7 protein-coding genes are annotated in these 12,341 nt (G+C 68.0%); 3 read left to right on the forward strand and 4 right to left on the reverse strand.

The window, feature by feature from the left end; genetic code table 11:
- Positions 1–4: 4 nt before the first annotated feature.
- Positions 5–4,804 (forward strand): Ig-like domain repeat protein, encoded by a 4,800-nt coding sequence (locus tag AB0E63_RS23845; RefSeq protein WP_360370115.1) that lies wholly within the window; start codon positions 5–7, stop codon positions 4,802–4,804.
- Here AB0E63_RS23845 and AB0E63_RS23850 read toward each other — a convergent pair.
- The 3 genes from AB0E63_RS23850 to AB0E63_RS23860 all read right to left on the reverse strand — a co-directional run bounded on the left by AB0E63_RS23850 (position 4,797) and on the right by AB0E63_RS23860 (position 9,227).
- Positions 4,797–6,245, reverse strand: a complete 1,449-nt coding sequence (locus tag AB0E63_RS23850; protein WP_360370118.1) for a DUF4832 domain-containing protein — start codon at positions 6,243–6,245, stop codon at positions 4,797–4,799. The genes AB0E63_RS23845 and AB0E63_RS23850 overlap by 8 nt on opposite strands.
- A 14-nt stretch (positions 6,246–6,259) precedes the next feature.
- Positions 6,260–8,011, reverse strand: coding sequence for a DUF4832 domain-containing protein (locus tag AB0E63_RS23855; RefSeq protein WP_360370121.1), 1,752 nt, complete (start codon positions 8,009–8,011; stop codon positions 6,260–6,262).
- Positions 8,012–8,078: 67 nt separating this feature from the next.
- Positions 8,079–9,227 carry an ROK family transcriptional regulator gene (locus tag AB0E63_RS23860; RefSeq protein WP_360370124.1) on the reverse strand — a complete coding sequence of 383 codons (1,149 nt, stop codon included), beginning with the start codon at positions 9,225–9,227 and terminating at the stop codon, positions 8,079–8,081.
- Positions 9,228–9,406: 179 nt separating this feature from the next.
- On the opposite strand from AB0E63_RS23860, the gene AB0E63_RS23865 reads away from it, so the two are divergent.
- Positions 9,407–10,387, forward strand: coding sequence for a Gfo/Idh/MocA family oxidoreductase (locus AB0E63_RS23865; protein WP_360370127.1), 981 nt, complete (start codon positions 9,407–9,409; stop codon positions 10,385–10,387).
- Between the two features lie 11 nt (positions 10,388–10,398).
- Positions 10,399–11,391 (forward strand): Gfo/Idh/MocA family oxidoreductase, encoded by a 993-nt coding sequence (locus tag AB0E63_RS23870; protein ID WP_360370130.1) that lies wholly within the window; start codon positions 10,399–10,401, stop codon positions 11,389–11,391.
- A gap of 14 nt (positions 11,392–11,405) precedes the next feature.
- Here the strand turns inward: AB0E63_RS23870 and AB0E63_RS23875 are convergent, their stop codons facing one another.
- Positions 11,406–12,308, reverse strand: a complete 903-nt coding sequence (locus AB0E63_RS23875; protein WP_360370133.1) for an SDR family oxidoreductase — start codon at positions 12,306–12,308, stop codon at positions 11,406–11,408.
- Positions 12,309–12,341 lie beyond the last annotated feature (33 nt).

Raw genomic sequence — 12,341 nt, forward strand, 5'->3', positions numbered from 1 at the left:
AAACATGACCCACCGACTGCGCACAGGGTGGAGACGGTTGCGCACCGTCTCGGTCCTGGTGGCGGTTGCGCTCGTCGCCGGTTCCGGCGCCGCGATCATCTCGACGACCTCCGGCGCGGAGGCGGCCGCGGCGGCCGAGTCGACCGGCGCGCCCGCGCTCAACCTGCACGACGGCCAGACGCTGGAGGGTACGACGACCGTCACCGCCGAGCCGACCGCGGAGAACGACTCGGTCGTCGCGCTGAAGGTCGACGGCCAGCCGGTCGACGCGGACAAGACCGCCGGTACGGCGCACTTCGCGTTCGACATGGGCGGCAACGGCACCGAAGCGCGGTACCACAACTACATCACCGTCAACGGCCGCACCGATCGCGTCTACTTCCCGGACATCGCGGGCGGGCTCAACGGCCGCCTCGACCTGCCAGGTGACTGGCTGCGGACCGGCGTCAACACGGTCACCGTGCACGCCGGCGCGGCCTGGGTCGACACGACCGACACCGCCGCCGTCGGCTACGACGTACTGCCGTACGGTGAGGGCGGCCGCTGCCCGAACTACGACGACTTCCCGTTGAGCAGCATCAGCCTGAGCCTTCTCGGCGTGGCGATCGACGGCGAGCAGAACGACTTCAGCTACAGCTTCGGCGACGGAACGTGCGGGACTTCGAAGCACCTCCTCACCCAGGACCTCACCTTCGTCCTGTCCGGTGAGGCCGGCAGCACGGCGGGACTCCGCAAGGACCTGGATACGACGCAGCTCAGCAACGGCGAGCACACGATCGCCGCGACCACCGCGTCCGGCGCGACCACGATCGCCACCATCCAGGTCAACAATGCTCCGGCCGGCGCCGCCAAGCTGACCCCGGCGGACGGGACTCTGGTCAAGGGTGAGCAGCCGGTGATCGCCGCCGTACCGGTCGGCAGTCAGGGCGGTGTCGAGTCGCTCGCGATCGACGACAAGCCCGCGGAGTACGCCGAGACCCTGGCCACGGGGACGGCGACCTTCGGCGTCACGATCGAGGCGGGCAACTCGGTGGAAGCGCGGTACCACAACTACTTGCTTGTCAACGGCAACCTTGTTGACCTCGGTGGCGACTACGGCGTCAGCGGCGCGGAGACCGCGTCGATCAAGCTCCCGCAGCGCTTCCTGAAGTCCGGCGACAACGTGGTCCAGGTGAAGACCGGGGACTACAACGGCACGCTGAACGGCGCGACCTGCGCCAACCACGACGACTTCAAGCTCAGTCCGGCGAACCTCGCGCTGAGCACCTCCGGATCGATCACGCGCGGTACGACGTACCTCCTGACCACGACCGGTTCGACCACCACGAAGGCCGAGACGACCGACGCGATCCTGGCGCTCGGCGACGGCACGTGCGGTCCGAACAAGGAGGCCGAGTTCCACTTCACGATCGCGGATGCGCCGACCACCAAGACCGTGGACACCTTGGGGAGCGGGGGCGACGCCCACCTGAAGGTGTTCATCGGCGGCAACGGCTCGGACAACGGCTACGACAACAAGGTGCGGATCAATGGCATCCCGCTGGACCTCGGCGTCTGGGAGAAGGAGACCGCGGACCTGACCTTCCCGAACGAGTGGCTCGTCCCTGGTGTGAACGTGCTCGAGTTCGTGGCCGGCACCGACCACGGCGGTGCCAAGCCCGGCGGTTGTGACAACTACGACGACTTCACGCTCCGGGACTTCGAGCTGGCCCCGAGCGGTGCGAATGCCACGCAGCTGACCAAGGAAGTTGCCGAGAGCAACGTGACGATCGGCTCCGCGACGTACGCGACCGGTACGCCGGTCACGGTCTACCTGGGCGACGGCACCTGTGGCAGCAGCTTCAACGCCGCACTACGCAAGACGATCCTGTTCGACGTCACCGGCGCGGCGCTCGGCCGGCGCGCGGATGTCGACACCACCGCGATCGCGGACGGCGCGCACACCATCGAGGCGGTCGTCGGCGACAAGACCGCGACCCGCCGGTTCACCGTCGACAACACCGCTCCGATGGTCGAGAGCAGTGTCCCGGCCGAGGGCCAGCGGCTCACGTCGACCGTGGCGCTGATGGTCAACGTCAAGGATGCGTCGGCCATCGCGGGTACGCCGGTGATCACGCTCGACGGCACCGTGGTCAAGCAAGGCGATCAGATCGGTCACGGCCTGCCGGCCGGCACCCACAAGATCGCGGTGACCGCGGCCGATTCCCTCGGTAACACGGCCACCCGGGAGATCCACTTCACCAGTGCGAGCATCCCCGACGTCCCGACCGACCTCGGGGCGACAGTCACCGGCGTCAACGAGCAGGCGGCCGCGCTGTCCGCGAGGATCCCGGGGGAGGACGGCGTACTGCTGACGGCGACGTTCACCAAGGCGGACGTGGTCATCCCGTCCGCCGGCTACCAGGGCGAGGCGGCCGCGGTGCCGACCACGCTCGACGTCGCGCACGATCAGAACGTCAACGTCGACTCGTTGCGCCCGCTGGACGGCGAGACGATCGACACGGCCTCGGGTCGCGACGTGGTGTTCCAGCGCTACGACCTCGACCTCGGCGCCAAGGGAAGTACGCCGACCCTGCGCTGGGAGGGCACCGTCGACCCGAAGCGCGTGGTGGCGCTGCGGGTCTGGGATCCCGTCGGGAAGAAGTGGGACGCGCTCACGAGTGGCCGCGGTCAGGCCGGGCCGAGCACGGTGCTCACCACTCAGGTCGCCGACCAGTACCGCGACGGCGCCGTCGTCCACGTGCTGGTGACCGGCGAGGACCCGTTCGCCGATGACCTCTCCCCGCGGGACGCGTCGGCGCAGAACGACAAGGATCACTTCGAGGACCCGGCGTCGTACGACTTCTCGATCGCGCACTTCACCGACACGCAGTACCTCACCGAGGGTGCGGCCGGTGGCACGTACGACGACTGGGACGGCGTCAAAGAGCCGAGTGACGTGATGACCGCCGAGGAGCAGGCGATCTGGGCGGCGGCGTACCGCAACGAGGTGCAGTGGATCGCGGACAACAGCGCGGGCCGCAAGATCTCGTACGCCGCGCACACCGGCGACATCATCGAGAACGACTACTACGACCCGCTGGCGAGGAACCCGGACGGCTCGCTGCAGCGGCCCGGCCTGAACGAGGAGGTCGACAAGGAACTGGCACTCGCGTCCAGCTACCAGGCGATCCTGGACAAGAAGGGCGTGATCAACCAGGTCATCGCCGGGAACCACGACAACCAGCTCGGCGCGGAGACCGGACCGGACTCCCGGTTCAGCAAGATGTTCAGCGCCGACCGGTACCGCGAGGTGTCGAAGGCGTGGCCGGCCGGTGCCGAGTACCACGCGTGGGACGAGAAGGTGAACGCGGACGGGTCGATCACCCCCGGCAAGGACAACCAGAACAACTACGTCCTGTTCTCGGCCGGCGGTCTGGACTTCGTCGCGGTCGGTCTGTCGTACGGCGTGACGCCGGAGGAAGCGAATTGGGCCGCCTCGATCTTCAAGCGGTACAAGGATCGCAATGGGATCCTGCTCTCGCACGACTACCTGCGCCCGTCGACGAACCCGGACGGCCGGGACACCGGCTTCTCCACACCGGACGGCTCGCCGCTGTACAAGCAGGTCGTCGAGAACAACCCGAACGTCTTCCTGGTCCTGGCCGGTCACGAGCACGGCGTCGGTACCAACCTGAAGACCAAGGTCGGCGTCACCGTCGCGCACGACGTGGTGGAGCTGCTCGCGGACTACCAGTTCTACACAGTGCCGGCCGGCGAACTGTGGCCCGGAATGGTCGATGCCGCCGGCAACATCGACGTCAACGGCGACGGTACGCCGGACCACAAGGCGACCGACCGGCTGCAGTTCGGGGCGAGCTTCCTGCGGCTGCTGCAGTTCGACGTGAAGCGTGCCGAGATGCACATCGACACGTATTCGCCGTTCCTGAACAACTTCGGGGCGACCGAGTACGACATCCGCCAGGACGGCAGCCAGACCAAGCCGCGGTACAACGGTGCGGAGGACAACCTGACGCTGCCGGTCGACCTGACCACCCGCAAGACGTCGTTCTCGACCGATTCGCTGGCCGCTTACGTGCCGACCGGTGTGATCGGGACCGACAGCGTGGTCGCCAACGGCACCGCGAGTACGACGTGGTCCGGTCTGTCGCCGGCGACGTCGTACGCGTGGATCGTCTCGGCGAAGAGTGCGGACGACGGTGTCGCGGTGACGCAGCCGACCGTGTTCCGGACCCGCAAGGGTCAGCCGACGGTGACCGCGACGGCGGCGCCGGTCGAGTGGGGTACGGCGGCCAAGGTCGCGGTCAACGTGACCGCGGGCGGCCTACCGGTGACGGGTACCGTCGAACTCCGCGAAGGCACCAAGGTCCGCGGTACTGCGCCTGTGTCCGCAGGCAAGGCGACGTTCTCGCTCCCGGTCGGTCTTGCCGTGGGCAACCATGCGCTAACCGCTGCGTACTCGGGAAGCGACACCTTCGAACCGACCCAGGGTACGGCCACGCTGACGGTCAACCTGCCGCCGGCCTGGAACGCGAAAACGCTCTATCGCGCCGGAGCGAAGGTCTCGTACCAGGGCAAGCCGTACGAGGCGGCGTGGGCCAGCGTCCTGCTCCCGCCAGGCGACGCGTACGGCGCCTGGCAGGAGCTGGCGATGACAGAGGACGGTACGGCGATCTGGACGGCGTCCCGGATCTTCGACACCGGCGACGTGGTCCTCTACAAGGAGAAGAAGTACCGCGCCAAGTGGTGGACCCGGAACCAGCCGCCGGGATCGCCGTACGGTCCGTGGACTCCTGTCAGCTGACCGTCACCGTCTGTCCCAGGTCGTTGTAGCCGGTGGCCGGCTGCCAAGTTCCGCTGTTGGCCAGACGTACGGCGTACACCGAGTTGTACGTCTCGCTGGAACCTGGCAGTCGGGCCTGGGACTGGAGTTTCGGATCGGCGATGTTGAGCAGCAGCTTGTACTTGCCCGGCACCGGCGGTGCGGGGACCTTGAGGTTGAGGGTGGTGGTTGTGCCGGCGCCCCAGCGGCGGGGGTCGGCGGGGACGTTCACCTTGAAGGTGTGCTTGTCGTTCTGGAAGACCAGCTGCACCTGCCGCGGGTTGTACGGCGCGGCCCAGCCGTCGTTGCGGATCTGCAGGTTGACCCGGACATCACCGCGCGGCCGGGCCTTGTCCGTGTAGGTGCCCTGCACCAGCGCGAACCGGTAGCCCAGCTTCTGCTTGGCGGTCGTGAGGTTGTCGCCCCAGGTGTCCAGGACGTCCCGGTTGTATTCGATGTTCAGGAACGAGAAGTGCAGTCGCGCCATCTCGGCCGACGCCGAATCCCAGTCCGATCGCGGTGAGTTCACCGCGCAGGTCTCGCCGCCCTCGGGCACGTAATTGGTGTCCTGGGCAACGAAATCCTTGTCCAGCTCGACCGGGTCGCTCAGGTAGGTGCCGAAGTCGTCCGGACTGGCCAGGAAGCAGTCGTTGTGCTGGCCGATCCGCGCCACCGCCGAGCCGTTGTACGCCTGCTGCGCGGTCAGCCCGCCCGCGGTCCCGGTCGGTACGCCGTACATCCGCTGCTTCATGTACGGCGTCCGCACCTGGACCATCCTGTCCTTCGGCAACGCCTGCAGCAGTGCGTCGATCACTGCCTTGCGGTCGGCCCAGTTCTGGTCCGAGACCTGGCTCGGGTCCGCCGGGTCGGAGAAGTAGTCGGTGTAGTAGCCCTCACCCCAGAGCCCGACGAAGCCGGACTGGACGACGGCGATCATGTCGGAGTTCGACCGCAGGATCGGAGCGAGTTGCTTGATCTGCTTGACGACCCGGGACACCGGAGCGTCACCGTACGGGGTCGGTGGAGGCCAGCCGTCGCCCGGCAGGGCGTAGGCGAAGCGGACGATCATCTTGACTCCGGCCGCCCGGGCGGTGGCGAAGTCGGCCTTGACCAGGTCGAGGTAGTGCTGGTCGATCACGTCCTGCTTGGCGAACTTCTCCAGGTAGAAGATCCGGAGGATCTGCGTGATGTTCTCCTGCGTCCGGAAGTTCCGCAGGGAGGTCAGGTCGAGTGGCACGTAGCCGGAGCCGTCGGCCCGGTAGTGCGTCTCCTCGTGGTGGTAGAACCCACGCTCCTGGTTGGCGATCACCTCGTCGGACGCGGCGTAGGTGCGGGTGGTGGTGGTCGGTTCGTTGTGCGCCATCGCCGACTGGGCCGGTAGCAACAGGCCGAGCGAGGCGAGAGCTGCAGCAAGCCGTCTCATGCGGAGTCTCCTAGCTAGCTGACGGTGAGGGTGTGCAGGAGCGAGTTCATTCCGCTCGCGGCGTCCCAGGTGCCCTGGTTCGCGAGACGGATCGAGTACTCGGGGCGGGTGGACAGGAGTGGATCCGGCAGGTTGAGCAGCAAGGCGTAGGAGCCTGCCGGAAGATTCGCGGGCAGCGTGAGGGTCTGCGACACGGTGGTCGACGCGCCGGCTGTCCAGCGGCGTGGGTCGGAGCTCATCGCGAGCTTGTAGTTCGTGCCGGTCGACGTGTTCCGCAGGACCAGCTCGAGGTTGCGCGGGTTGAACGGCGTCGCGTAGCCGTCGTTGTGGACGGTCAGCGACACGGGCAGGCTGCCGCCGGGTGCGGCGGTCGCTGGATAGGTGCCGGTCTCCAGGCGCAAGCGGTATCCGAGTTTCTTGGTGACGTCGGCGAGGCAGCCGCCGGTGTTCCAGGAGTTCAGCACCGTGGGCTCGTAGTCGGTGTTCAGGAAGGACCAGTGGAACTGGGCAAGCTCGCCGGTGGCCGTCGGGCAGCTGGACCGCGGTGGGTTCGAACCACACGTCTCACCACCCATGGCGACGTACGTCGTCTCCGCCTGGAGGTACGGGTACTCGACCGCGGTGTTCTCGTAGGTGCCGAAGTCGTCGGGACTGGCCAGGAAGCAGTCGTTGTGGTGACCGAGCCGGGAGAGCGCCGAGCCGTTGTACGCGTCGGCCGACTGCACCGGAGTGGTCGAGTACATCGTCCGCTTGAACTTCGGTGTCCGCAGCTGCACCATCCGGCTCGACGGCACGACACTGAGCAACTTGTCGGTCACGGCCTTGCGGTTGGCCCAGTCGGTCGTCGTGATCGTGCCGGCGTTGCCGAAGTTCTGCGTGTAGTACCACTCGCCCCAGGCTCCGATCAGCCCGGCCTGCACGACCGCGATGACGTCCTTGCCGGAACTCAGGTACGGCGCCAACTGGTCGAGGTGGGTGAGGACACGGGCCTTGGTCGCGTCGTCGCCGGCGGTCGACGTCGTGTAGGCGAACCGCAGGACCATCTTCAGACCGGCCGCCCGGACGGTGTCGATCTGCTGCTGCAACTGGTCGAGCGCCGCCTGCTCGATCGGGCCGTTCTTGTACTCGGCCAGGTAGAACACGCACATCACCAGCGAGATGCCCTGGCTGGTCCGGTAGTTCTGCAGCGTGGTCCGTGAGAAGTCGGCTTTGTCGCAGTCGCCGGTGTGGTGGTAGAAACCGCGCTCCGGGTTGGCGAAGTTGTCGGTCGACGCCGTGTACGTCACCGTGCTCCCGGACCCGCCGCTCCCGCCGTAGACGTGGGTGTACTTGCTCGAGGTCTCCAGCGGTGATTCGACCTGGAAGATCAGATCGGCGTCGTTCGGGGAAGCGCTCTCGCCGAGATCCGCGCGGTTCACGGTCCACTGCGCGACCCCGCCCGTACCGGAGAAGGTGACTGTGCGTACGAGCGACCAGCTCCAGCCGGTGCCCGTGTGCTGGTACAGGCTGCCGTTCTCCAGCAGGTAGTCGGCGCCCGTACCGCCCTGGGCGAAGCCGGTGGCCGCGTTCCGGTCGGTGTCGACGTACACGCGGAGGTATTGCGGGGAGCCGGTGTAGGAGAACTGGTAGCTGATAGTGGTCGAGGTATTGGACGCCGAGCCGGCGGTGATCGTCGCGCTGGCGGGGGAGACCACCATCAGCGCCGCGAGCAGCGCGCCGGCGACCACGCCGGTGAGTAATCGGAGGGAACGCGGAACGGGACGCACGGTGGTTCCTCTCGCTGGGCGGGGCGATGGGAATAATCATGGAGTCCAGGAAAACTATGTCAAGGCTTCAGACCCGGAGGAAAAGCGTCGGAGAGGCCAGGTCGGGTCCGTTGTAGAGCGTGGAGTCGACCTCCTCGAGGGCCAGTCGGACCGCTCCGAGGGCCACGCCGAGGTCTGCGAAGGCCGAGACCCGGATCTCGGGAGTACGCAGGCACCAGCGGTCCAGCTCCCGTCGCAGCGGTTCAACCAGTACGTCGGCCGACCGCGAGAAGCCGCCGCCGATGACGACGAGCTCGGGGTCGAGGGTGAGGACCAGCGCGGACGCGCCGACCGCGATGTCCCGGACGTAGCCACGGACCGCTCGCATCGCTTCCCGGTCGCCGTCTCGGGCGGCCAGGAAGACGCGCTCGACCTCCTCGCCGGAGCCGAGCCAGCCGCGCAGGTGCTCGGGCGCCCGGAGCCAGCCGGCCGCGGGCAGTGCGCCGATCTCACCCGACCAGTTGGCGAAGCCGCGATGCAACTTCCCGTCGATGATCAGACCGGCACCGGTGCGTAGTCCGGCCAGCAGGAACACCACGTCCTTGGCGTACCGGGCGACGCCGTGCCAGGTCTCGGCCAGGGCGGCGAGCTTGCAGTCGTTCTCCACGCGGACCGGCCCGGAGACCAGCCGGCGCAGGTGGGCGGCCAGCTCGACTCCGGTCCACTCGGGCAGTGAGTCCGACAGCATGACCTTGCCGGTGCCGTCGACGAGTCCGGTGGTCGCGACCCCGGTCGACCAGATCTGGCCGGCCTTGACTCCAGCGCCGGCCAGAGCAGCGGCCACGCATTCGTCGAGCCCGGCCAGCCGCTCGCGGCGACCGGCTTCGGGGGACACCGCGATCCGGGCCTGGCTCAGCACCTCGCCCTCGAGATCGGTGACCAGGGCAAGGACCTTGTGTCCGCCGACGTCGACGCCGAGGAGCCGGCCGGCCTCGGCGTGGTACCGGTAGCGCCGGGCCGGGCGGCCGACTGTGCCCTCGGCCGGGGACACCTCGGTCACCCAGCCGCGCCCGAGCAGATCCCGGGCGACGTCCTCGGTCGAGGCCCGGGACAGGCCGGTCCGCTTCGACAACTCCGTCAGGGTGAGCGGCCGGTCGCCGCGTAGTGCCCGCAACACGGTGGCCGCGTTGAGCTGCCGCAGCCGGGACAGGTCACCACCGGTGGGCTCGTGGGTCATCGCGGTCCTCGGTGAAGTCGTGGTGCTCAGGGAGTCGGGATCCGTCACTTAATCATGGACTCCCGAATAACTATAGATGCGCCGCGACACCGGCGCGCCGAAGCCTCTTTACAGGCGTTGACAACGTTGTACTGTGGTGCGGCGGTTGGCCGAAACGTTTCCGAATGAGGAGGACCAAGGTGTCGAAACCGCTCAAGATCGCGGCCCTGGGATTCTGGCACGTGCACGCGGGCGACTACTCGAGGCAGGCGCAGGAGCATCCGGGAACGGAGCTGGTCGCCGTCTGGGACGACGACGCCGAGCGCGGTCAGGCCGGCGCCGATCGGTTCGGTGTGGAGTTCACCGGCGATCTCGACGCGCTGCTCGCGCGCGAGGACCTCGACGGCGTCACGATCACCACCGCCACGAACGAGCATCGCGACCTGATGGTGAAGGTCGCGCAGGCCGGCAAGCACATCTTCACGGAGAAGGTGCTCGCGCCGACGGTGGCCGAGGCCGAGGAGATCGTTGCCGCGACCGACGCGGCCGGGGTGAAGCTGACGGTCTCGCTGCCGCGCCTCGCACACGGTTACACGCTGGCGATCCGCGAGGTCATCGACAGCGGCAAGCTCGGGCAACTGACGTACGGCCGGGTCCGGCTCTCCCACAACGGCGCGATTCCGACGGATGGGGCCGAGGGCTGGTTGCCGCAACGGTTCTTCGAGCCCAAGACGGCGATCGGCGGCGCGCTGACCGACCTGGGCTGCCACCCCGTCTACCTGACGCAACTGTTCCTCGGTTCCACGCCGGACACGATCAATGCGACGTACCGCTCGGTGGCCGGCCGTGGCCTCGAAGACAACGCTGTCGTGGTGGTCGGGTACGGCGACCAGACGATCGGCGTGATCGAGGCCGGCTTCGCGAGCCAGAACCCGTTCACGATCGAGCTCTTCGGGACCGAGGGGACGCTGACCTACACCGACGCCGGCAACGTCCTGACGGTGAACGGCGAGCAGTCACCCGTGCCCGAGCACGGCAAGGACCCGTTCGCGCAGTGGGTCGACCACATCAACGACGGCACCCGGGCCGACGAGAACATCGCCCGCGCCGTCGAGCTGACCCGGCTGGTGGTGGCCGCGAACGATGCCGCCGACGCCGGACGCGCCATCGCCTACAGCTGAGGAGACTTGTGATGATCAAGGTTGGGCTCATCGGCGGCGGCGGGATCGCGTCCGCTCATATCAAGGGTTACCGCGCGCACGCCGACAAGATCGGCATCACCGCGGTCGCCGACGCCGTCGAGGAGACGGCCAAGGCGCGTGGCGAGGAGCTGGGCGCTACGCCGTACACGGACTATCGCCAGATGCTCGCGAACGAGGACCTCGACGCGGTCGACATCTGCCTGCCGCACCACCTGCACCGCGACGCCATCGTCGCGGCCGCGGAGGCCGGTCGGCACATCCTCTGTGAGAAGCCGCTCTGTCTCACCGCGGACGAGGCCGCGGATGTGCGTGCAGCAGTGACCGAGCACGGCGTCACGCTGATGTGCGCGCACAACCAGCTGTTCATGCCGACCGTGGCCAAGGCCAAGGAGCTGATCGAGGCCGGCACGATCGGGACCGTGTACGAGGTCCGCACCACCGACAGCTTCTACAACGACTTCGACCCGAGCTCGATGGGCTGGCGGGCGAGCAGCAAGACCAGTGGTGGTGGCGAGCTCATCGACACCGGGTACCACCCCACCTATCTGATGCTGCACCTGGCCGGTGGCCTGCCGGTCGAGGCGACCGCGATGCTCTCCACGCACCGGCTGAAGTTCATGGAGGGCGAGGACTCCGCGCAGGTTCTGATCAGGTTCGACAACGGCGTCGTCGGCCAGATGGTGACCAGCTGGGCCTATCAGCCGGCCGCCTCCACCGAGCGGTTCTCCGCCGTCGGCGAGCTCGGCTCACTGCACAGCGACGGTACGTCGTTGTCGTACCGGCTCCGGTCGGGTGAGACCGAGAGCTTCGAACTCGAGTCCGTCGACACCTTCGTCGCCGAGATCGGCCACTTCGCCGAATCCCTGCGCACCAAGTCCCGTCCGATCCACACCGAGGAAGAGGGCATCGCCGTCCTGGGCATCCTCCTGGCCGCCTACGAAGGCTCCCGCTCGAAGACGATCGCGCCGGTGCTGAAGGTCTAGCTCCCTTTTGTGGTCTAGGCGGTTCGGAAGTAGAAGTCCGTCGAGAGGTCCTCCAGCAGGCCCGGGTACGTCGGGTGCCAGTCGAGCAACTCGCTCGTTCGGGCGGCGGACGTCGGGTTGTCGATCCCGGCGAACGCCGCCAGGAAGCCGACGTACTCGGGCGCCTGCTCGGGGGTGATCGAGCGGGCGGGAACATCGACGCCGCGGCCGATCGCCTCAGCGATCCGGCGTAGCTCCACGCCCTCGGCGACCGCATGCAAGCGGGTGCCGGCGGGGGCTGACTCCAGGGCGAGCCGGTAGAGCCGAGCGGCATCGAGGGTGTGCACCGACGACCAGCGATTCGTGCCGTCGCCGATGTACGCCGAGAAGCCGTTGCGGCGGGCGAACGTGATCAGGGACGGGACGAAGCCGGTGGTGTCGAGTGTGCTGTGGACGATCGGCAGCCGGACGACCGATGACCGGATGCCCTTGGCGGCCAGGTCGATGACGAGGTTCTCCGCGTCGATGCGGTAGCCGCCGGGCAGGGTGTCGTCCTCGGTGCCGGTCCGGCCGAGGTTCGCCCGCGCGAGCAGCCCCGTGCCCGACGTACCGACGAGTGGTTTGTCCGTTCCGGCCAGGGCGTCCGCGATCGCTCGTACCGCGGCCAGGTCGGTCTCGGCCGCGCCGGTGAAGTCACCGGCCACCATCGCTTCGTGCCGGAACGCGAGGTGGATGACGCCGTCAGACGCCTCGGCTGCGGCGCGCAGACCGTCGAGATCGTGGAGGTCGCCGCGAACAACGTCAGCACCCCACTCGGTGAGGCGAGCCGCGGAAGCGTCCGAGCGAGCCAGGCCGGCGACCGAGTGACCGTGCTGGAGGAGTTCCGGGACGACGGCGGAGCCGAGGTGTCCCGAGGCTCCGGTGATGAACACGCGCATGATGCTGGTCCCTTTCGGTGATGTCAGTCAGTG

It is taken from the genome of Kribbella sp. NPDC026596, from assembly GCF_040638415.1.
In the GTDB taxonomy this organism is placed as follows: Bacteria; Actinomycetota; Actinomycetes; order Propionibacteriales; family Kribbellaceae; genus Kribbella.